Origin of the sequence: Campylobacter concisus, assembly GCA_002092835.1 — a bacterium.
GTDB lineage: Bacteria > Campylobacterota > Campylobacteria > Campylobacterales > Campylobacteraceae > Campylobacter_A > Campylobacter_A concisus_K.
This window is the reverse complement of sequence record LVWL01000020.1, coordinates 258,115-280,141: the sequence shown is the minus strand read 5'-3', so window position 1 is coordinate 280,141 and position 22,027 is coordinate 258,115. Positions and strand designations below refer to the sequence as shown.

The following is a 22,027-nucleotide window of genomic DNA, read 5'->3' as shown; positions in this document are numbered from 1 at the left end:
TTGGACCCCGTAAAATGCTGACTCGCTTCACTCAGGCAATAAAATTATATAAATTCTTTGCTTAAAGTAATGTTTTGGCAAGCGCGATACAGGCGTTTATATCTTGACTTTGGCTCACTATTGGCTCGGTAAATTTTAGCTCTTTTGCAGTGACCTTTCCAATGCTTATCGCTTGATAGCTCTCATCCCAGCCAAAATTACTAAGAAAATTTTTGACATTTAGCGGAGAAGCGAAGATCAAGATACTATTTTTTAGTGGTTTTAGCTCCATTTTGCAAGGATTTAAGACATTTTCATAGGCGATGATCGCTTTTATATTTACGCCGCCATTTTGCAGAATTTCTAAGAAATTTGAAGCACTATCTTTACCTTTTAGATAGAGAACTTTTTTGCCCTTTAAAAGTGGTAAAATTTCTCTTGCAAAGTCGTCTCCGTGAGCATTATTTCCGGTGTAAATTTCACTAAATCCAAACTCTCTTGCAGCTGCCGCACAACTATTTGCGATGGCAAAGACTGGCAAATTTATAGCTTTTATATTGTTAAATTTTAATGCATTAAAAGCATTTTTAGAAGTGGCTACCAGCACGTCATAATCACTTAAATTTAGTTCAAATTTTAAAAACTCTATCTTGCTAACGCTTAAATTTACAACGCTCTCATCAGCCGTTTTTGTATTTGAAATAAGATAAATTTTACGCAACTCTTTTTAACCTAAAAAATGATATCAAAGCAAGTAATGTGCAAGCTAAAATAACAATAGAAGTCGAATAAAATATATCACCAAGCCCAACTAGCGGAGAGACGACTCCACCTAAGAAAAATGGGCAAAATCCAAGTATCGCTGAGGCTGAGCCTGCGTATTCTCTACCTTCGTTCATGGCTAGCGATGAAGCAGTTGGCAAGACAAATCCTGTAAAAAGAAGCAATAAAAAAAATGCGATAATGACGCCGATCACTTCAAATTTAAAACAAAGCATGAAAGCAATAAAAATGCTAGCAAACAAGGTGCCAAAAAGCCCAGTTTTGAGCGCTTTTCTCTCATTTAAAAGACTAGCAAGCCTTGCTCCTATAACAAGCCCTAAACCATTTGAAGCAAAACAAAAGCTGTAGCTTACTGGACTTAGAGAATAAAATTCTTGAAAAATAAACGAAGATGACGCTATATAGGCAAACATCGCACCCATTGCAAATGTCTGAATGCTTACGAAAAGCATAAATTTTTTCTTTCTTAAAATTTTACCAAAAACACTATAAGTCACTAGCAAAGGCATTTTTAAGCGATTTGACTGACTTAAGCTCTCTTTGAAATAAAAGTTTGCGATAAAAAGTAAAATACCAATGATAGTAAGTGCCATAAAGATGCCACGCCAGTCAGTAAATTTAAGCAGCAAACTGCCGCCTATTGGTGAAAGTATCGGGGCTAGACCATTTACGACCATCATAAGGCTAAAAATTTAGTCATTTCATGGCCCTTATAAAGATCACTAACAACAGCCCTTGAAATAACCAAACTACCGGCACTTGCAAGCCCTTGAATAATTCTCATAAAGATAAAAAACTGGATATTTTGCGCAAAAAATATAAAAATCGTACTTATCGTATAGACGATGAGCGAGATGGTAAGGGGCAGTTTTCGGCCAAATTTATCACTTATTGGGCCAACTATGAGCTGACCTATGGCTAAGCCTGCCATCGATGTCGTGATCGTTAATTGCGTAGCTGTGACACTTGTTTTAAACCACTCGGTAATAGCCGGAAGTGCTGGCAAATAAAGATCTGTAACAAATGGTCCAAATGCAGAGAGGGCACCTAAAAATAGCAATAAAAATAGCTTGGAATTTTCTTTTTTCATAGTTTTTCTTTAAATTTTAAAAGAGATTATATTATGACTTTGCTTTTTGGGTTATTAAGGGTAAATTTAACGTGATATATAAAATATAAAAGCCCTAAAGATAGGGCTTGGTATTACATTTTGTCTTTAGTGACGATTAAAAGCATTTTAAATTTATCTTTTATCTTTAATCCATGTGGTATTTTACCTGGAAGCACGATGGTATCGCCTTTTTTGATATCAAAATGTTCATCACCAATAGTTAGCTTCATCTCGCCATCAAGTGCGATAAGTAGTGCATCACCTGGTGCTGCGTGAGTTGAGAGCTCTTGGTCTGTGTCAAAACTAAGTAATGACATTGAGCCGTTTTCGTTCTTTACGAGCGTTTTGCTAACGATTTTGCCTTTTTCGTATTCGACTGCATCAACTAAGCTAAAAATAGCTGCCTTAGGTAAATGATCTATCATTAAATCCTCCTTAAAATCAATTGAAATATATTTCGTTGGTTCGTTAAAAACTAGCTTGCGCCACACTTTTTTCTCTATCAGACAAGCTTGCTCATTACCTATATGCATCTGCTTTTCACCGTAGTATAGGCTAGCACCGCCCTCCACAACCCATGCGAGGCTGTCACAAAATAACATCTCATGATCTAGCTCCTCGCCCGTATCAAAAGCAAATACATCGACATGAGCATTCTCGCAATCAAAAATTCTCTTGCTAACAACGCTTTTTGCGACGACTTTCGTGTCGGCGTTTAGATTGTAAATTTTACTCATTTTATATCCTTTTTTGCAAAATTATAAAAGGTTAAGAACTAAATTTCATTGACCAATGTTAATAAAAAGATAAAATATATCCTAATTAAAACCAATGCGTATAAAGAAGTTCCATTTACAGAAAATTTCATAAAGGGATTTTTGTGTCTACTCCCACTCAATAATTACCATATCATATTTGTTTCTTTTATTCTATAACGGTATCTTTTTAGTTTCTGTTTTTAATATGCATAACCCGGCTTCCTTGCCGTAGTTTTGTAAGCTTCGTTAAGTACTGATCCAATACCCATTTGATGGAATTTTTTATACCAATTACAAAAATATCTGTACAATCCTTGTCGGTTGCATTTAATACAACAAAACCAACCGACTCATCATTCATATGGCAAGCGAGAAAAGGCTTTTACCGTGAATCACAAATATACTCTTCTGTGCTTTCCGGCATTCCAAACCATTCTGAAAGGTCATATAATATCTCTCTTGATGCACCTTCCTTTCCCAGTTCATCTTCAACTTTTTTTATTTTTATATCAATTTGCTCTTCCACAACTTCTATACTTTTAAATGTATACCTTTATTTCTTAAATTTTCTATGCAATCAGCCAGATATTCAATATTATGCTCTTTGTAAATTGGACTGCTTATAATTTCCTCTTTAAGATTATTGTACTTTTCTACCGTCCTTCCTCTATAATTTTTATCTTTCCATTCCACAGAAACATTATATCCCCTTTTTTCCATCTCCTCCATAACCAATACATGGTAAATAAAAAGATGATACGGGGAATATGTAAACACATAGTCCACAGTTTTATGTTTCTTTTTCCATCCATTGCCCCTCAAAGCACAACATTCCCTATGTTGTCCAAGCAGCTGACTTTTGGGCAATAAGTGGATAAGTTTTTCATGCCATAGTCTCATATTTTTCTCCTGTTAAGAAGGTTGATTTTTCTAAATATTCATTAGGGTATCTTTTTAGTAAAGTGTTAATGTATTCAATTACAACATCTTGATTATTTTTCCCCTCCATATATTCATTTAATATATCAAATAATGCCTGTTTTTCAACTGTACTTGCATTTTTTTTGAAATATCCCCATATGTGAAGAATGGCATTACTAAAATCTTTTTTACTCTCCTTCATATCTCTTGTTTCCTGTATTTTTTTATTTATCCATAAAACATCCGGTTCTTTTTCCCTCAAATACGCCCTTATCTCCAAATATGCTTTATGCGATTTGCTTAGTACAAAATATTTATTTTTTGCCCATAACTCTTCACATTCTATTTTTGTATCTTTGTGTCTCATATTGACACCTCTTTAAAAATATTCAAACTAAAATAAATCCCATATAATGTACCACCATTTAAGCATTTATTAATAGCATTTAAATTTTTATTTAGGTCAGGTATAAATGAATATCCCGCATTACTGTATGTTAAAGTGGTCTCCGATGCAAAGAAGTTTCATTGCTATAACCTCTTCAAATTCAAACTTATCAACCGCTGTTTCCACAAAAGCCTCCCACCAAAATGATGGAAGGCTTTCTAAATAATTTATCTAAATTCAACAACTCCCTTTGGAACCTACTTTTTCTTACTTTTAGTATCAAAATAGTATCACTAAAGAGCTTTTTGCTTCCGTCAGCCGTTGTGATATTGTATTTTCAACGGTTTTACAACAGAAATACTTTTACTCTATTCCCACTCAATAGTTGCAGGTGGCTTGCTCGAGATGTCGTAAACTACGCGGTTGATGCCATTTACCTCGTTTATAATGCGGCGACTTACGTTTTCTAGCAGATCGTACGGCAGGCGTGAGAAGCTTGCAGTCATGCCATCGCTCGCATCGACCACACGCACGCAAACAGCGTTTTCATAAGTGCGGTTATCACCCATTACGCCAACAGAATTTACATTTAAGAGTACGCAAAACGCCTGCCAAGTTTTGTTGTACCAGCCAGTACTTTTTAGCTCGTCACGTAAGATCACGTCAGCTTTGCGAAGTAGCTCTAGCTTGGTTTATTTACTTCGCCCATTATGCGGATAGCAAGGCCCGGTCCTGGGAAAGGGTGGCGGAAGACTAGATCGCGGCTTAGTCCAAGCTCAAGGCCTAGCTTTCTAACCTCGTCTTTAAAAATTTCTCTTAGCGGTTCTATCAGCTCAAATGTCATCCAATCAGGCAAACCTCCAACGTTGTGGTGACTCTTTATCGTCTTACTTGAGCCAACTACGGAGCTTTCGATGATATCAGTATAAAGAGTGCCTTGAGCTAAAAATTTCACATCACCATGCTTTTTAGCCTCTTGCTCAAAAATTTCTATAAATGTCTCACCTATGATCTTGCGTTTTTTCTCAGGATCTACTACACCAGCTAATCGTCCCAGGAAGGTCTCACTCGCATCTATGCTAACTAGCTCAACACCAAGCTTTGTTCTAAATGTAGCTTCAACTTGCTCTCTTTCGTTTGTTCTAAGAAGTCCGTTATCAACAAAAACAAGGATCAAATTTTCAGGCACAGCAGCTGCTAAAAGTGCTGCGGTCACAGAGCTATCCACACCGCCGCTAACTGCGCAAAGCACCTTGTGAGTGCCTACTGTTTTTCTTATCTCTTCTATCTTGTTTTTAGCGAAGCTTCCCATGTTCCATGTGCTCTCGCAACCGCAGATATATTTAGCAAAATTCTTTAAAATTTGCGTGCCATACTCGCTGTGTTGCACCTCTGCGTGAAACTGGATTGCATAAAATTTTCGTTTATCATCGCCAAAAGCACAATAAGGCGAATTTTCACTAACAGCGATCACTTCAAAGCCCTCTGGCAAGTCTTTTACATAGTCACTATGACTCATCCATACGATTTGTTTTGAAGGTGTATCTTTAAATAGCTCATGCTCTTTAATAACGTTAAGCTCTGCCTTGCCGTACTCTTTTTGATCAGCCGCCAAAACCTCAGCCCCATGCGTGTGAGCAAGTAGTTGCATGCCGTAGCAAACGCCAAGTATAGGGATATTTAGCTCAAAGACGCCGTTATCGCAAAAATAAGCATCTTTAGCATAAACACTAGCTGGGCCGCCACTTAAAATGATACCCTTTGGCTCTTTCGCCTTTATCTCACTAAGCTTTGCATTAAATGGCAAAATTTCAGTGTAGACGCCCTCTTCTCTTAGCCTTCTGGCTATTAGCTGAGTGTATTGTGAACCAAAATCCAAAACTATAATCGTATTGTTCATTTATAACCTTTTAAAAATAGATATGAAAAATTTCAAACTGCACATACCAAACAATGATCGATACGATATATCCTAGAACCACCATCCAAGCGTATTTCATATGTGCACCAAAGGTATAAATTCCTTTTAATTTACCCATTACTCCAACACCAGCTGCTGAACCAAAGCTGATCATCGAACCACCGATACCAGCAGTTAGTGTCACTAATAGCCACTGACTCATCGCCTCGCCTGCATCAGCTCCCATTGCTGGATTTGCTTTCAAAACAGCTGACATAACAGGGACATTATCAACGATCGCTGAAAGGAATCCAACTCCGATATTTACAGCAGTTGAGCCAAATTTATCATAAAGTGATACAGCGTAATTTAAAAATCCAGCAAAATGAAGAGCGCCAACTGCAGCTAAAATTCCAAAGAAGAAAAATAGTGTGTTGTTTTCGATCTTTGACATATAGTGAAATACATGCATTGGCTCTTCATTTTTGTGAGCTTTTTTGAAATAGTAAGTATAAAGACTAAGTAGTGAGAAACCAAACATCATTCCCCACATCGCTGGCAAGTGGAAAAGCTGATGCATCATAACTGCACAAAAGATAGTAAATGCGCCTATTGCAATAACTGCTTTGCCACCTTTTTTCATAACCACTTTTGGCTCGTTTGCCACATCAAAATGTGGTGCAGTACTTGGCACCACGCGAGAAAGTAAAAATGCTGTTACAAGCCAGCCAATAATAGATGCTGGGAAAAGTGCGAAAAAGTCTAGAAATGGTGACTTACCTGCTGCCCAAACCATAAGCGTAGTGATATCACCAAATGGACTCCATGCTCCACCTGCATTTGCTGCAACGACGATATTTATCGCGCCAGCTACTAAGAAATTTGTATTATTCCTATCTATCGTTAGAAGAACGGTTGAAAGAATAAGCGCTGTTGTTAGGTTATCAGCTACTGGGCTTATGAAAAATGCCAAAACACCAGTTAGCCAAAATAGTTTTCTATAAGTATAGCCTTTTGATACGAGATTATATTTAAGTGCGTTAAATACGTCTCTTTCTATAAGTGCTTCGATAAATGTCATCGCCACCATCAAGAAAAATACTATCTGAGCGATCTCTAAAATCAGGTGATTTACCTCATGTTCAAGCGAATGCACATCCATGCCATTTATAAGCATATAAACGCCGATAAGCAGGAACATAAACGTACCGATAAAGATAGCAGGTTTTGCCTTATCGATATGGAAATTTTCTTCTGCTGCTATGAAAAAATATCCAACAACAAAAATTATAAGCGATAAAATTCCTGCCCAAGTAGTAGTTAAGTCAATAGCCGCAACTTCTCCATCAGCACCAAAAGCCATCGCAAAAAACAAGCCTAGAAGTCCAAAAAACCTCATTATACTCTCCTTGTAGAATAAAAAATCTTGGTATATTACTTAAATGAGCCTAAAAATTAGGTTAGTTAAAATTATTAAGCTTACATTACATTTTTATTTAAATACGAAAATTTTACTAGATTTTGTTTATCTTGTCAGTTTTCTTTTCTTTTACGGGAGCATTTCCATAAAATGGATCATCTTTATAGCCACAACCACTAAATGCAAAAAGAGTAAAAATTAAAATAAAAGATGATAAGATAAGCCCATGAAAAACGCTAAATTTTTGATAAATACTATTCACGAAAATCCTTTGTATAAAGAAAAATTAAGCATGGCAAATGAGTGCCAACAGCTTTTAGAGCTTATGGGGAAAGCAAAACGATTTTATATAGCTTTTTGCTACGTTAGAGAAGGTGTTTTGACCTTTGTTCTTACTCATCCCACTGGGCTTTTAGAGCTTAGGCGTGATAGTAGTATAAATGATATAAAAAGGTTATTAAAAACCTTTTGCAATTTTAATAAAAATAGCGTTTTTAACAGCATTCTTACTCCAAAACCTATTAACGAAATCAACTATACAAAGAACAAAAAAGAAGAAAATATAAGATTTGTCGTGAGCAAATTTTTAAAATTTTTTAATCAGAAAGAGCAAAGTGCCATCTTTTATGCGCCAGCTAGTAAAGGCGAGTTTAAAAATTTAGCAAAAGACGAGCAAATACACCAAAAATTTGAAGAGCTAAGAGAAATTTTGCTCAAGAAAAATGAGCAGACAAGATGCTAATAGACGAGATCAGAACGCTTCCAAACGAGCCTGGCGTATATCAGTATTTTGACGCGCAAAATAGACTCTTATATGTCGGCAAGGCCAAAATTTTAAAAAACAGGGTCAAAAGCTACTTTAAATTTACCCCAAGCCTAGCGCCAGCCGAAAAACTAAGCCCAAGAATTTCTAAGATGATAAGCGAGGCTGTGCATCTTGAATACATCGTAACTCCAAGCGAAGCAGACGCGCTCATACTTGAAAATTCTTTCATCAAGCAGCTTAAGCCAAAATACAACATCTTGCTTCGTGACGACAAGACCTACCCTTATATCTTTATAAATTTAAATGATGATTTTCCAAGATTTGAGATCACTAGAAAGGTGGTTAAAGGCTCGAATATCCGCTATTTTGGGCCATATTTTAGTGGAGCTAGCGAGCTGCTTGAGGCACTTTATCTAAATTTCAACCTAGTTCAGAAAAAGTCCTGCATCAAAGGCAAAAAAGCCTGCCTTTTTTATCAGCTAAAACGCTGCTACGCCCCGTGTGAAGGCAAAATTTCAAAAGAAAACTACGCTAAAATCGTAAACGAAGCTATCGCAGCCTTACAAAATCCAAATTTGCTCATCACTCGTCTTGAAGAGCTCATGCTAAACTACGCTAAGGCTGAAGACTACGAGCAAGCAGCCCTGACTAGAGATAAGATACAAACACTTAAAAATATGCAAACAAAGGTCGAGGTCGATCTTGCCAAGCTTGAGGACTTTGAGGCATACTCGGTCGCTTGCGTGCACGATATGATCTGTGCGGTAAGATTTAGCGTGCAAAGTGGCAAGATAACTGGCGTAAAAACTGACATCACGCAGGCCAAAAACGCTCAAAAAGACGAGATAAACGAAGCTTATAAGCAGGCTATTTTAAAAAGCTTCATAGCTAGACAGCCGATAATTAGCACCAAAATTTATGTGCATGAGAGCTTTGAAGATAGCGAGCTGGTGGAGGAAATTTTAAACGAGAGATTTGGTCGTAAATTTAGCATCACTTGCCCTAAAATAGGCGATAAGCGTAAAATTTGTGAGATCGCTACAAAAAACGCTGAAGTTAGCATCGAAAAATACCTAAAAACACACGACAATGAGCTATTAAATGAGATAAAAGAGTACTTTAATCTAGCTCACACGCCTTACGTGGTCGAAGCCTACGACAACTCGCACCTTTTTGGCGAGGCAAGTGTCGGAGCGATGGTGCGCTATGAACACGGCGAGTGGGCGAAGCAAAACTACCGCCACATGCATCTAAACTCTAAAAACGACTACGATCAGATGAAAGAGAGCCTAACAGCTAGAGCGCTTAGATTTGACAAGCTTAGCCCGCCTGATATTTGGGTCATTGATGGTGGTGAAGTGCTTTTAAATTTAGCCTGTGAAATTTTAGCAAGTAGTGGCGCAAATGTCGATGTGATAGCCATTTCAAAAGAGAAGATCGATGCCAAAGCTCACCGCGCAAAAGGCGAGGCAAAGGATAAAATTTACACAAAAAATGGTAGCTTTAGCCTAAGTACAAGCGATAAAAAGCTGCAGTTTTTCCAAAAAATGCGTGATGAAAGCCATAGATTTGTCATTAGCTTTCACAGAAAAACAAGGCAGAAAAACGATATGCAAAGATCAATTCTAAAGCAAGCTGGCGTTTCTGAGGGCAGTATCGCGAAATTAATCAGCTTTTACGGAAGTTTGATAAAATCAGCGAAGCGAATTTAGACGAAGTGGCAAAAATAACAAATAAAAGCGTAGCAGAAAAGCTTGCAGTACTCAAAGAAGGAAATTTGAAGTGATAATATATGATGAAAATTTAAAAATATCTGCGATAACGCAAGATTCACTTGAGCTATTGGGTTTTGATAGTTTAGATGACTTTTTGTTGCAATACAAAGATATAAGCGAGCTAGTCATAACAAGCCAAGAAAGTACAAACTACAGCTTCTTGGAATTTTTACAAAATACGAAAGATAATAGCGCTAGAGTAAATTTAAAAAGAAAAGATGGCGGTGCGATCTTACTAGAAGCGAGACTGCAAAATGCTATTTTAAAAAATGGTGAAAAATTTTTTATCGTTCTTTTAGAGAAGCAAGACATAATAAACAACCAAAATCTAATAGCAGCAGTAAAAGTAAAACCTACATTAAGACTACCTGTTTTTAAATTAAATGCATGGTATCTTTTTGACACACAGACACAATCACTTATCGATGATTCCTGGTTTGAAACATCGCTTAAAATACTAAATTTAAATAAAAAAGATTTTGCATCCTATTTAAATATATTTTTGCACAACGCAAGAGAAATTCTTATCCAGATCCAATCAGCCATAATTGCAAAAGACGAGATAATGCTCAAAAAATACGTAGATGAGATAAGAGAAGCTGCATTAAATTTAAAGCTTAATAACCTTGCAAATGAGCTTAACGCTCTTTTAGATAACAATCAAAATGGAAAAATGAAAGAGATGTCTCTTTTTACCAAAAGACTAATCGAGATAGAAAATATCGTCAAAAAATATAGCAAAAAGAGTATCCATGAAAAATAATAAATTTTATATATTGTTAGCACCAATAATAATTTCAGTGATCTTTTGCGCATATAGCGGAAATGAAAGCTATAAAAAATTTACAGATCTAAAAGATCTAAATGAAAAACTATATAAACAATCCTTAGTATTTCAAACTATAAAATCCGTAATACAAGAGCACGATACACTAATAGGCAAAAGCCAAGAAGATATAAAAAAGTTGCGAGATAGCACCTTAAAAAATACACAAAAATTTATAAATTCTATAAGAAAAGACGATCGCACCGAGATACGAAATGTAAATAAATTAAAAGAATTGCTAGCAAATCTAAACCAAAATGATAAATTTGATGAATTATTTTACGAATTTTTCCAAAATATAAATGGAGAAATAGATAGCGATTTTAAACAAGATTTAGACCGAGACTTTCCGCTTATAATAAAAGCTTATGTCGCGACTTTAAGTAAAACTTACAATCAACTCTCTTTAGCAAACAACACTAAATACTACGTAAAAAATATCTTTATAAATGGCCCTTTATTTTCAATAAACAATAATGTGAGAGAAAATATATATTCCGTAAAAGACAACACGCCAAATCTTGATATGCTTCCAAAAAGTGAGCTAAAAGAAAATATTTACAAAGACTTTAATCAGTTTGAAGCCAACTATCAAGCTAAAAAAATAAGAGAAGCTAAAGCCAAGATCGCATTTTCTGAGAAGCTAAATATCGAAGATATCATCTTAATAAAACAGTATGAAGATGATAAATTTATACTTTTATTAAATAGTGCCATAAACATAAAAAATGAGCTACTAGAACTTACCAAGAGCGAGAAAATAAGCTTTGGCATAAAGACCTTTTTCGAGTTTTTGCTTTGTGGCTTGCTCATTTTATCTTTGCTTGGTATTTCTGCTAGGTTGAAATTTTTAAAGGTGCTTATCGATAAGTCAAAATACATATCGAGTTATATCCTATCATCAAAAGAGACAAGTGCAGATAATGCGATATCAAAGCTTATAAAAACTTATGAAGATCTAAAAGAAACCTATGTAAAAGATAGTAGCTTTTTTCAGATAAAAGATAGATATATTTTGTCAGTAAGCAAGAAACTAGAGTCTATTAATAAAGAAATTTTTACATCGACTGCGGCTTTAAAAATAGAAACAAATAATAGCAAAAAGCAAGTATTTATAGACACGATAGAAAAAAATGCAAATATCATGACTTCGCTTTATAACAATGCTAAAAATATCTCAAATGTTAAAAAATATAGCGAATGCAATAAAACTGAGATATTTGATCCTCAAAAAAGCTTTGAAGAAATTTTGCAAGCAAATATCGTCTATTCGCAAAGCAAAAAGATAAATTTTATAAGCTACCTTGATCCAAGCCTTACAAATGAACTAGAAGGAAATCTAAATTCATTAAAAACCGCATTTAACTCTATCTTTTTGGCATCTTTATCAATGTCTTTAAGACATCAAAACATTATCATCACTATCAAAAAAGTTCAAAAAGAGTTTGATAGAAGTGGACTTTGTTCTGTAAGCTTTAGCATAAAAAATAGCTCAGCTGCCATGAGCGAAAAGCAAATTTCAGATATATTTTCAGATGATGAGAATAGCTTAAATAATGATGAGAGCGAGTTTTATCTAAAAATCGCTCAAATTTATTTAAAAAATTTAGAAAGCAAGCTGGAGATTAACTCGTTTCCAAGTATCGGAAATGAGTTTAAATTTGTAGTCATTTTTAAAACAACATCAAACTATAAAGACTTTGATATAAAATGCAATCACAAATTAGCATTCTTACAAGATGTAAATGTCGCTTACAACGAAGCTTTTGAGCAGACTACAAAAGATCTTGGGCTCAAAGTGGATATGCTAACAAGCACTAGTCCATCTATTACAAAAAATTATGATGCTATATTTGTAAGAAACACCAATAAGCAAGGCCAAGATATTAAAAATCCGCTCATTTTAAAAGATCCGCTAACTCCATTAAGTATCACAAGGCTACTTTGCTTAGGTGAAGCTGATATTATGAATAAAAATTTAAACGATAAACCAAAAATTTTAATCTGCGATACTAATGAAATTTACATAGATATAATAGCAAGTGGTTTTAGTAAATTTAACTGTGAAGTTGTTGGAGTTTGTAATAAAAAAGATCTAAAACAAGCCATAAAGCAAGGCGATTTTGACCTTATATTTGTTGGCTCGAAATTTTTCGAAGCTGAAAAAAATAGCCTTCAAAAAAATCTTGATCTTATAAAAACAGCCATACAAAATGCGAAAATTCCAATTATACTAATGCTTTCAAATACTTCAAATATAGATGGAGAGAGTGTCAAAGAATACTTCAATGCTTATATAAAAACGCCAATAAATAGCGACGAACTGGCTCAAATTTTTAGAAAATTTTTGCCAAATTTTGGTGAGATTGCAATAGACGAAAGCTATCTGGCAAAAAGCGAAAATATTATTTTATTTAAGAAATCGCCAATGGAAAATAAAATATTTAGCTCAGCTTTAGGAGAATTTTACAACACACTTGAAACCACAAATAGCTTTGATGAGCTATTAACAAAGATAAAAACCAAAACTTACGGCATCGTTCTTATAGATGAAAATGTAAAAGACTTCAACTATGAAGAGCTAATAAGAGTTGTTGATAAGATAAGACAAAGCCAAAAGGTTGATACAAGAGTGCTGATATTTGGCGCACAAGAGATAAGTGAATTTTCTTTTGTAAAAGTGCTAGCAAAAAATATCACAAAAGCAGAGCTTTCAGCTACCGTAAGAGAGCAAATCGATTCTATGGGCACTAGCTATGCTAAAAGCTCTTATGAATTTATTAAGTTTAACGCCTAAAACTCTTTTGCGTTATTTTTAAATACATTTAGCACGCTTGCTCGCTTATGGCAAATTTCAGCGTATTCTCTTTCGCTCTTTGAGTCATAAACTATACCAGCTCCAGCCCCCACAAATACATCACTAAAGCCATTTTCACCTGACACAAAGATGGCTGAGCGAATAAGAATAGCAACCTGAGCATCGCCATTAAAATGTAAAAATCCAATGCCGCCGCCATAGATATTTCGCTCAGAAATTTCAAGCTCATTGATTATCTGCATAGCTCTTATTTTTGGGGCTCCGCTTAGCGTGCCAGCCGGAAATATACTAGCTAAGACATCGAAAAGATCAAGCCCTTTGGCGCACTTGCCATAGACATCGCTTACGATATGAATTACTTTTTCATATTTTTGGATATGCATCGCATTTTTTACAGCTACACTTTTTGGTTCTGAAACCCTGCCGATGTCATTTCTAGCAAGATCAATTAGCATTTTGTGCTCAGCCAGTTCCTTTTCGTCACTTAAAAGCTCACTTTCAAGTGCTGCATCTGCATTTGCATCGCTTCCTCTAGGCCTTGTGCCTGCGATCGGAGCTACAAAAATTTGCTCACTTTTCATCTCAAAAACAAGCTCTGGCGAAGAGCCAACTACATCGCCATAAGGTGTAGGAAAATGAAACATATATGGGCTTGGATTTGTAAGTGAGAGCTTTTTATAAAAGTCTAGACTGCTCATATTCGTTGAAATTTCAAGTAATTCACCAAGCACCACCTGAAAGGCATCGCCACTTCTTATATACTCTTTTGCTAACTCAACCATATCCTCAAAGTGTTTCTTTTCTTTACCAAGATCAGTTTTTATACTAAATTTACTCTGCTCTTTACTTTTGCATTCAACTTTCGCATCAAGCAAAAAGCCATAATATTTTTTCTTATCTCCATAAAATGTATAAATTTTACTCATCTTATCAAAGTGTAGATAGGCCTTTGCATCGGCATAGATAAATTTTGGAAATTCATACTTTTTAGCTTTCTCTTCTCCAATATATTCAAAATATCTAACGCCATCATAAGCAAAAACACCAAATAGACCCGCAAATGGAGCTAAAGATTTATTACGATTTGTATCAAAATAACTTCTAAGCCCATAAAAATCCATATCCTTTTCATCGATGTATTCGCAATCAATGCCTATAATCGTTTGCGTCTTATCCTCAGCTAGGTAGCTATTTTTAAATTTCTCTCTGATTGCTTCGTAATAAAAAAGTGGTTGTTCTAAGAGCATTTTTTTCCTTTAAATTTTTAATGATTATAAAAAAAGTTCGCTTTTAGTTTTTAAAATTTTTATCAAATTTCTAAATTTATGCCCAAATTTCACCTTTTTACTATTTTTTTAACACCGCTTGGCTAAAATTTGGCACTCGTAAAAGGAAAATTATGCTTTTTGTTGAACTTTTTATAATTGGTATCGGCGTTGGATACATCGCTGGCTTTTTTGGCATCGGTGGCGGCACGGTCGTCGTTCCTATCATGGTCGCTTTTGGATACGATGTGAAAACAGCCATCGGTATAAGCGTCATGCAGATGATATTTAGTGCGACTTTTGGCTCATACCTAAACTATAAAGCTGGGTTTTTAAAACTAAACCGCGGTGTATTTTTAGGTCTTGGAGGATTGGTCGGAGCTAGCTTTAGCGGCATAATAGTATCTCATACACCTGAGCTCTTACTCGAACTGCTCTTGCTTGCAACTTTTATCTTTTCACTCGTAAAACTATACTTCACGCCAAATAGCGACGGTACAAATGCGAACAACTCAGTGTTTTTGTTATTTCTAGTTGGTTTTTGCATAGGTGCACTTGCCATTAGTATAGGCATAGGCGGTGGGGTTTTTATAGCTCCTATTTTAGTTGGCTTCTTGCGCTATGATATGAAAAAAGCCGTTTCAATGGGAGTATTTTTCGTGATGTTTGCAGCCATTTCAGGCTTTATCTCACTATCTTTAAACGGCCACATCTCTTATTTGGAGGGTACATTCCTAGGACTTGGCTCATTAATAGGAGCCTACTTTGGCACCAAGAAAACACAAGCCATGGACAAAAAAGCACTTAAAAAGTGGTTTTTACTCTTTTATATCACGATGATAATCATAATACTAAAAGATATAATGTTTGACTAGATAAGTGATAAAAATTTTTAAGGCTGGGGTAGACCAGCCTTATGCTAAATTTCTTCAAAAAAGTAAGCTTCCCTTAGCTTAAATGCAAGATTGTCTAGTTCGTCTTCTTTTAAATTTACACTCTTTGTGATCTCTTTTAAGCTGGTTTTACCATCAAATTTCAAAGCAGCTTTAATCTCTTCCTGGCTTAAGTTTAGCTTACCGTTTAGCTCATTTGCAAGAGAGATGACTGGCGAACTAGCATTTAAAAAATACTCCAAATACGACGCTGCTGTCTGCTTTAGTCTAGTTTTATCAGGCTCATAAATAAGTGCTGTGAGTTTTGATGAAGAAATTTTTGTATTTGCGTCATTTAAAATTTCAAGCAGTCCTACAAAAGCTTCGTTTGCATTCTCGCCAAGTGCTATTTTTAACTCGCTTAGATTTAAGCTTTGTGGATAGCTTTTGCTTAAAATTTCTTGCGTTTTTGTCCTTGGCTGCTCACTAAAATATACAAAATTTATCTTCTCAAGCTCATTCTCTCCAAGAACTGCATCAAAATCCTCCGCTCCATTTAGTCGCTCTTTGTGAGCTATAAGACTTTTTCTAAAAGATCTATTGAACAAAAAGTCATTTAACTGCTCTTTTTTTATGCGATTTTGATAGCTTTGCTCTATATGCGCGTCAAAGCGGTAAATGCCAGTCGAGCTTGCAAAAATATCATTTAGTGAGGCATCTATGACATAGCAAAGACCGTGTTTATCAATATGTTTAGCAAATTTATGAAAGTAGGTTGGCTCATTGCTTGCTTCTAAAAAATCATGCAAAATATAGTAATCATTGCCTTTTGCGATGATTCCTTGCAAGAAATTTAGCTGGGTTAAAAGTAGCTTCATACTATCCTTGTATACAACATCACTTTGACTTTGCAGGCTAAATTTTAAATAATCTTGTAAAAATTTTAGCTCATCTTTGATAAGAGAAAGGGCTTCTTTGCTCTCCTTGCCAGCACTTACAAAAAGCATAAAATCCCTTAATATATCAAGGCTTTTCCAACCTGGATATGTATTGTAAGAGACATAAGCGATGCCATCTTTACTAAGTAGCGCCTTTATCGTAGCAAGGAGCGCATCTCTTACATTTGGGCTTACCCAACTATAAACGCCATGAGCTATGATATAGTCAAACTCGCCAAGCTCTTTGATGTCTTTTTCGTTCATGTGCAAAAAATCACGCTCAAAAAGTGTGAAATTTTTTAAACCCATCTGCTTGGCTATGCTGTTACCCTCTTTTACCTGATGGCTTGAGATATCGATGCCAACGACTTTTGCATTTTTATGCGAAAGTGCAAATGGCAAGATATTGCCACCATAAGACGAGCCAAGCTCAAGCACTCTAGCCTCTTTTAGGCTAGCTACTTTAAGCCCTAGAAATTTAGCAACCGCTTCTATCCTAACTGGCGAACAGTCACTAAATGCGGCTGAGAAGTAAGGAATTTCATCGTAAGCTTTTTTCGCTTTATTCATCAACCGTGCTTTCTTACAAATTCTCTCATAAACTCGCCAAGTTTATCAACGTCACTTTGGCTAACAGCATTATAGATAGACGCTCTAATACCACCAAGGTGCCTATGACCCTTTAGTCCTATCATGCCCTCTTTTAATGCCTCTTCTACAAAAATTGGCTCAAGAGCGTGATCTTTTGGGATAGTAAAACTAACGTTCATATCCGATCTACTTCCGGCCTTTGCGTGTCCCATGTAAAAGCCATTTGAACTATCGATGATGTCATAAAGCGTGCTTGCTTTTTTGGCATTTATCTTCTCAACCGTGCCAAGCCCACCAAGATCAAGTAAATACTGCATGGTTAAATTTAAAAGATAAATTCCAAATGTTGGCGGTGTGTTGTAAAGCGAGTTTGCCTCTACGTGCGTTTTGTAGCGCAAAAACATAGGGACATTTTGGCTACTCACGCGATCAACCAAGTCTTTTCTTATAATAACGATAGTTACGCCACTTGGACCTGCATTTTTCTGAGCGCCACCGTAAAGCAAGCCAATACTGCTAAAATCAAGCGGCCTAGCGAAAAAGTCGCTCGAAGCATCGACAACTAGGGGCGATTTGGTCTTTGGCATAGCCTTATACTGCGTGCCGTAAATCGTATTATTTGAGCAGATGTAGGCGTAGTCGGCATCATCGCTAAATTTCACCTCAGGGATGTAAGAGAAATTTTCATCCTCGCTGCTTGCGACGACATCTACATTTACACCAAGCACTTTTGCCTCTTTGATCGCTTTATTTGTCCAAACGCCAGTGTTTGCGTACTGCGCCTTGCCACCTTGATATAAATTCATCGGTATCATGCTAAATTGCAAGTGTGCGCCGCCTTGCAAAAATAAAATTTCATACTTATCGCCGATGCCGTAAAGCTTTCTTATCTTCTCCATCGCGCCAAAGTGGATCTCCTCAAAGGTCTTGCTTCTGTGGCTAATCTCCATGATCGAGTAGCCCTCGTCTCTATAGTCTGTAAATTCGGCCTTTGCGTGCTCTAAAACGCTTAGCGGTATCGCGCTTGGGCCTGCACTAAAGTTAATTTTTCTACTCATTTTTACTCCTTGATAATTGCTTTTTTATGTGTATTTTGCGAGATAAGCTCGATCTCATCGTCTATTTTTAAATCCCTAAGATCGGCTCTCTTGCCATCTTTTCTAACCTCGATAAGCCCTTTTGTGCTCTCAAAAAAGAGCTCCCTCATCTCATAAGCCTTCTCTAGCGAGCTAAGGGTCGAGCCTAGAAGCAAGATCTTTCTTTGTACGGCGTTTGTTAGGGCATTTTGCTTGTTTGCTACCTCGCTAAATTTTAGCTCGATCCTAGATTTTAGAGCGTTTGATGAAAATTTAGAAAGTAGTAAATTTAACAAATTTTGCTTCTTTGTGATCTTTAAGCTTAAAGCACTATCAAGATCGTCGCTAAGCCTGTCAAGATACTGAAAAAACGCCTCCTCATCAGGCAGCAGATCAAGCATGGCTGCACTTGGCGTAAGCGACCTGCGGTCTGCTACAAAGTCACTTATAACATAGTCTATCTCGTGTCCGATGGCGCTTATGACTGGCGTTTTGGTGGCATAAATTTCACGCGCTAGACCTTCGTCGTTAAAGCACCAAAGATCCTCTTTGCTGCCACCTCCTCGCGCTAAAACGATCACATCAACGCCGTATTTATCGGCCCTGCGTAAGGCTTTTATAAGCGAGCTTGGAGCACTTTCACCCTGAGTTAATGCGTCAAATATATAAATTTCACTTAGCTTCCAGCGGCTCGTCACGACCTTTAACATATCCTGAAGTGCCGCCGAGGTAGCGCTTGTGACAAGGGCTATTTTTTTAGGTAAATTTGGTATCTCTTTTTTTGCAGCAATGTCAAAAAGGCCCTCATTTTCGAGCTTTTCTTTAAGCTGCCTAAACGCAAGCTCAAGCTCGCCCTCACCATCAGGCAGCATCGCACTAGCCACTAGCTGATACGACCCGCTTGGCGAATAAATGGTCACTTTGCCATAAATTTTTACTTTTAACCCATCTTTTGGCAGGAATTTCACCTTTTGGTTATTCATGCGATACATCACAGCTGAGATGCTTGACTTTTCGTCCTTTAGCGTGAAGTACCAGTGCCCAGAGGCATGCTTAGTAAGGCGCGAAATTTCTCCACTTACCTCGACGTAGTCAAGCGTTGCTTCAAGCAGTGCCTTTGCTTTTTCGTTTAGCTCAGATACACTAAGCATTGATTTCTCTTACCTTCTTAGCGATAAATAGTGTCGAGATATCCATGCTAAAGCCCTTGCAAAGCTCTATCTCAAAGCCAGCTTCGGCTAGCTCGTCGCAAAAGCTCTTTGCATCCAAGAAATTTTCGATCGAGCTTGGTAGATACTCGTATGCCTCTTTATTTTTTGAGATAAAGCCACCAATTTTTGGCAAAATTTTACTTAGGTAAAAATCTCTTAGCGAGGTTATAAGACCCTTTTTCTGACGTTTTGTAAATTCAAGCACGACTACGTAGCCATTTAAAGCAAGCACTCTATTAAACTCCCTAAGTGCCGCCTTTCTCTCGACTACATTTCTAATACCATAGCTTATGCTTAGAATTTGAGCCTCTCCGCTTGCAAGCGTCGTGTTGTCAGCGTAGGCTTCTATAAATTTAAAATTTGGAAATTTCGCTCTCGCCTCTTTTAGCATACCACTTGAGGGATCGATGCCAGTAAGGCTTTTCACCTCAACGCCAAATTCTTTTGAAATTTCACTCCAAAGCCCCATCATATCGCCAGTACCGCAAGCTACATCTACGATATTTATGCTTCTTTCTTTAAAAATTTCTAGCATATATCTGCAGGCAAATTTCCTCCAACTCACGTCCACACCAAGACTTAGCACTCTGTTTGCGACGTCATAAGTCGGAGCGATCTGGTTAAACATATCAACGATTTTTTCTTGTTTTTGCATAAATTTGCCCTTTTATATGTAGTAAATTTTTAAATTTCTTGAAATTTTGCGAGTTGCTTTTATAAATTTAAGACGCTTTTTTAGTATCTCTTCTCTACTTTTATAAATTTGCTTGTAAATTTTACTCTCGAGCCTCTCTTTATCTGGCGTTTCTGGAAGTCTTTTAAGGATACCGAGCCAGACGTCATAGTCTTGAAGACTACCAAAAATTTCTTGCATCTGTTTTAGCTTCTCTTCATACTTTTTAAGCCCTTCAAAATAAAAAATTTCACACAAAAACTCATATGTGTATCTCATCTTTTTAAGCTCTATCCTAAGATCATGAAAGCTCTCATTTGGGCAGTCTTGATTAAGGCTTTTTAGCCTTTTTTGAGCTAAAACCAAAAGCGTTCTAAGCTTAAACGAACCAAGGCGCGAAAGGCTTACATCAAAGAGTTTTGACTTATAAAATTCACCCTCGTTTAAAAATATCTCCCACTCTTTTAAAAATGCGTAGTTTTCTTCGTCGCTAAGGTAGCTTTTTACATTTTCATACTCTAAATCTAGAGCCTTTCGCACAAAATAGATAGGCTCATTTGCGTGCTTTTGCTCGTTTAAAAAGTTCAAAAATACATCCAAATCTCGCTTTTTGTTTGTCGAGTTTGCAAGCATTTTAAAATTCTCACCAAAAAAAAGTGTCACTTTCTCATCAAAAACGCCACTAAAAATTTTAAGGATCGATCTAACCTTTCTTAAATTTACGCGAAGCTCATGCAAAACTTCTTCATCTTTGTCTATCAAATACTGGCTTTTTAGCCTTTTTATTACTTTAAAAATACTAACAAAAAGGACTCTTAGCGCCTCTCCGCTTTTTAGATTTGCAGCAAAATTTGGCAGAATTTCTTTTTCTTTTATGATCTTATAGGCTCTTTTGTAGTCAATTTGTTCATTTTCATTAGCATGGATGGCAAGAAATTTGTTTTTATATCTTTTATCGCAAGTTACGTCACTTAGGCAAAAATTTTCTAAAAATGGTGGCAGATTGAAAAAGACGGCCTCATTTTCATCGCTAAATTCGATCTCAAATGTACAAAGCCCGTTTAGTTCATTTTTAAAAATATCAATATTGCAAGGATTGTTATTTAGTTTAAAAATGTATCTATCTTTTAAGATGACGCTACCGATGCGGCTTTTAAGAGCCTTTTTAAACTCTGCTTTTTCGCAAAATTCTTCATTTTCTTCCCTGATTAGATCTTTGCCAATCTTTACAGTTTTTATAAATTTATCCTCTTCGCTTCGAAAGCGGATCTCTTCATTTTGCGTTATCTTGGTATAAAACTGAGAAATTTCAAGATGTTTAAAGACTACTCCAGCTTCTTTTAAAAAATCTAGAATTTGAGAATTTTTGAGTAAAAATTTACGCTCTATCTCCAAACTCACATTTTTCTCCAAAATTTTTTGTTCATTTTAGCAAGTTAGTGCTTAAAACAATGAGAAAAATGCTAAATTTAGGCTTATTTTAAAAGTATTTTTACAAGAAAAAGATGGAATTTATGCTACTAAATAGCAACATAAATTTTATTTACAGTGTTTACAGCTTTTTACGCTAGCTACGATATTTAGACGCTCTATTATATTTCCGATCTTCTTTTCTAGTGCTTCTTGATATTTGCCAAGCTCAGCATCATCGTAGCTCACGTCCTCGACGCTTCCACAGCTTTCACAGACAACATGAATATGTGGATATTCGTAGATGTCATATCTAGCTTTTTGATTGACGATATTTACTTCGACTACGAGACCTTCGTCTTTTAAAGTATTTAAATTTTTATAAACTGTCGCAAGAGAAACCGATGGACTCTCCTTTAAAATTTCATCATAAAGCTCATCAATCGTTGGATGCGTGTGGCGATCAAGAATTCTTAAAACGCTAAGGCGCTGTGGTGTGACTTTTAGCCCAGATTGCTTTAATAATGATACGTATTGCATAATGCT

The 22,027-nt window shown here is 36.1% G+C and carries 16 protein-coding genes and 4 pseudogenes; 5 read left to right on the top strand and 15 right to left on the bottom strand.

From position 1 onward, the window contains the following. Positions 1–61: 61 nt before the first annotated feature. The 8 genes and pseudogenes from A3835_07240 to A3835_07205 all read right to left on the bottom strand — a co-directional run bounded on the left by A3835_07240 (position 62) and on the right by A3835_07205 (position 7,239). Positions 62–700 (bottom strand): uroporphyrinogen-III synthase, encoded by a 639-nt coding sequence (locus A3835_07240; protein ORI07351.1) that lies wholly within the window; start codon positions 698–700, stop codon positions 62–64. Next, positions 693–1,852, bottom strand: a pseudogene (locus tag A3835_07235) (Bcr/CflA family drug resistance efflux transporter). The gene A3835_07240 and the pseudogene A3835_07235 overlap by 8 nt, the downstream one beginning before the upstream one ends. A gap of 113 nt (positions 1,853–1,965) precedes the next feature. Further along, positions 1,966–2,610 (bottom strand): cupin, encoded by a 645-nt coding sequence (locus tag A3835_07230; GenBank protein ID ORI07350.1) that lies wholly within the window; start codon positions 2,608–2,610, stop codon positions 1,966–1,968. Between the two features lie 224 nt (positions 2,611–2,834). Then, positions 2,835–3,145: pseudogene (locus tag A3835_07225) on the bottom strand (GNAT family acetyltransferase). Positions 3,146–3,162: 17 nt separating this feature from the next. Next, positions 3,163–3,531, bottom strand: coding sequence for a hypothetical protein (locus A3835_07220; GenBank protein ID ORI07349.1), 369 nt, complete (start codon positions 3,529–3,531; stop codon positions 3,163–3,165). Beyond that, entirely contained in the window at positions 3,515–3,919 is a 405-nt protein-coding gene (locus A3835_07215) for a hypothetical protein (protein ORI07348.1), read from the bottom strand. The genes A3835_07220 and A3835_07215 overlap by 17 nt, the downstream gene beginning before the upstream one ends. Before the next feature lie 389 nt (positions 3,920–4,308). Beyond that, positions 4,309–5,840 (bottom strand): annotated as a pseudogene (gene guaA, locus A3835_07210) (glutamine-hydrolyzing GMP synthase). A gap of 10 nt (positions 5,841–5,850) precedes the next feature. Next, positions 5,851–7,239 (bottom strand): sodium:proton antiporter, encoded by a 1,389-nt coding sequence (locus A3835_07205; GenBank protein ID ORI07347.1) that lies wholly within the window; start codon positions 7,237–7,239, stop codon positions 5,851–5,853. 313 nt (positions 7,240–7,552) lie between these two features. Between A3835_07205 and A3835_07200 the strand changes: the two genes are divergently transcribed. The 4 genes and pseudogenes from A3835_07200 (at position 7,553) to A3835_07185 (ending at position 13,424) form a co-directional block, all read left to right on the top strand. Continuing rightward, positions 7,553–8,002 (top strand): hypothetical protein, encoded by a 450-nt coding sequence (locus A3835_07200; protein ID ORI07469.1) that lies wholly within the window; start codon positions 7,553–7,555, stop codon positions 8,000–8,002. After that, positions 7,996–9,812 (top strand): annotated as a pseudogene (locus A3835_07195) (excinuclease ABC subunit C). Before A3835_07200 ends, A3835_07195 begins: the two are co-directional and overlap by 7 nt. Beyond that, positions 9,809–10,564: a hypothetical protein gene (locus tag A3835_07190; GenBank protein ORI07346.1), complete on the top strand. Its 756-nt coding sequence runs from the start codon at positions 9,809–9,811 to the stop codon at positions 10,562–10,564. The pseudogene A3835_07195 and the gene A3835_07190 overlap by 4 nt, the downstream one beginning before the upstream one ends. Then, a complete protein-coding gene (locus A3835_07185) occupies positions 10,554–13,424 on the top strand; it encodes a hypothetical protein (GenBank protein ORI07345.1) in 2,871 nt (956 codons plus the stop codon). The genes A3835_07190 and A3835_07185 overlap by 11 nt, the downstream gene beginning before the upstream one ends. Here the strand turns inward: A3835_07185 and A3835_07180 are convergent. Continuing rightward, on the bottom strand, positions 13,421–14,692 hold the full coding sequence (locus A3835_07180) for an anthranilate synthase subunit I (protein ORI07344.1): 1,272 nt from the start codon (positions 14,690–14,692) through the stop codon (positions 13,421–13,423). The genes A3835_07185 and A3835_07180 overlap by 4 nt on opposite strands. Before the next feature lie 152 nt (positions 14,693–14,844). On the opposite strand from A3835_07180, the gene A3835_07175 reads away from it, so the two are divergent. Beyond that, entirely contained in the window at positions 14,845–15,585 is a 741-nt protein-coding gene (locus A3835_07175; GenBank protein ID ORI07343.1) for a hypothetical protein, read from the top strand. Between the two features lie 44 nt (positions 15,586–15,629). Here A3835_07175 and A3835_07170 read toward each other — a convergent pair whose 3' ends face one another. From A3835_07170 to A3835_07145, 6 genes are all read right to left on the bottom strand, one after another. Continuing rightward, complete coding sequence (locus A3835_07170; protein ID ORI07342.1) at positions 15,630–17,090, bottom strand: SAM-dependent methyltransferase; 1,461 nt, start codon at positions 17,088–17,090, stop codon at positions 15,630–15,632. After that, on the bottom strand, positions 17,090–18,169 hold the full coding sequence (locus A3835_07165; GenBank protein ORI07341.1) for a 3-phosphoserine/phosphohydroxythreonine aminotransferase: 1,080 nt from the start codon (positions 18,167–18,169) through the stop codon (positions 17,090–17,092). The genes A3835_07170 and A3835_07165 overlap by 1 nt, the downstream gene beginning before the upstream one ends. 2 nt (positions 18,170–18,171) lie before the next feature. Then, the gene (locus tag A3835_07160; GenBank protein ID ORI07340.1) at positions 18,172–19,338 is read right to left on the bottom strand and encodes an exodeoxyribonuclease VII large subunit; all 1,167 of its coding nucleotides are present in this window, start codon (positions 19,336–19,338) and stop codon (positions 18,172–18,174) included. Next, positions 19,331–20,053 (bottom strand): bifunctional demethylmenaquinone methyltransferase/2-methoxy-6-polyprenyl-1,4-benzoquinol methylase, encoded by a 723-nt coding sequence (locus A3835_07155; protein ORI07339.1) that lies wholly within the window; start codon positions 20,051–20,053, stop codon positions 19,331–19,333. The genes A3835_07160 and A3835_07155 overlap by 8 nt, the downstream gene beginning before the upstream one ends. Positions 20,054–20,065: 12 nt before the next feature. After that, the gene (locus A3835_07150) at positions 20,066–21,466 is read right to left on the bottom strand and encodes a metal-chelation protein CHAD (GenBank protein ID ORI07468.1); all 1,401 of its coding nucleotides are present in this window, start codon (positions 21,464–21,466) and stop codon (positions 20,066–20,068) included. A gap of 144 nt (positions 21,467–21,610) precedes the next feature. Then, complete coding sequence (locus A3835_07145) at positions 21,611–22,021, bottom strand: transcriptional repressor (GenBank protein ORI07338.1); 411 nt, start codon at positions 22,019–22,021, stop codon at positions 21,611–21,613. Positions 22,022–22,027 lie beyond the last annotated feature (6 nt).

What these genes read in the sequence shown, in the direction of transcription:
- A3835_07145 (ORI07338.1), bottom strand. Translation starts at nt 22,021, where the DNA reads ATGCAATACGTATCATTATTAAAGCAATCTGGGCTAAAAGTCACACCA.
- A3835_07215 (ORI07348.1), bottom strand. Translation starts at nt 3,919, where the DNA reads ATGAGACACAAAGATACAAAAATAGAATGTGAAGAGTTATGGGCAAAA.
- A3835_07200 (ORI07469.1), top strand. Translation starts at nt 7,553, where the DNA reads ATGGCAAATGAGTGCCAACAGCTTTTAGAGCTTATGGGGAAAGCAAAA.
- A3835_07165 (ORI07341.1), bottom strand. Translation starts at nt 18,169, where the DNA reads ATGAGTAGAAAAATTAACTTTAGTGCAGGCCCAAGCGCGATACCGCTA.
- A3835_07160 (ORI07340.1), bottom strand. Translation starts at nt 19,338, where the DNA reads ATGCTTAGTGTATCTGAGCTAAACGAAAAAGCAAAGGCACTGCTTGAA.
- A3835_07170 (ORI07342.1), bottom strand. Translation starts at nt 17,090, where the DNA reads ATGAATAAAGCGAAAAAAGCTTACGATGAAATTCCTTACTTCTCAGCC.
- A3835_07220 (ORI07349.1), bottom strand. Translation starts at nt 3,531, where the DNA reads ATGAGACTATGGCATGAAAAACTTATCCACTTATTGCCCAAAAGTCAG.
- A3835_07230 (ORI07350.1), bottom strand. Translation starts at nt 2,610, where the DNA reads ATGAGTAAAATTTACAATCTAAACGCCGACACGAAAGTCGTCGCAAAA.
- A3835_07180 (ORI07344.1), bottom strand. Translation starts at nt 14,692, where the DNA reads ATGCTCTTAGAACAACCACTTTTTTATTACGAAGCAATCAGAGAGAAA.
- A3835_07185 (ORI07345.1), top strand. Translation starts at nt 10,554, where the DNA reads ATGAAAAATAATAAATTTTATATATTGTTAGCACCAATAATAATTTCA.
- A3835_07175 (ORI07343.1), top strand. Translation starts at nt 14,845, where the DNA reads ATGCTTTTTGTTGAACTTTTTATAATTGGTATCGGCGTTGGATACATC.
- A3835_07155 (ORI07339.1), bottom strand. Translation starts at nt 20,053, where the DNA reads ATGCAAAAACAAGAAAAAATCGTTGATATGTTTAACCAGATCGCTCCG.
- A3835_07205 (ORI07347.1), bottom strand. Translation starts at nt 7,239, where the DNA reads ATGAGGTTTTTTGGACTTCTAGGCTTGTTTTTTGCGATGGCTTTTGGT.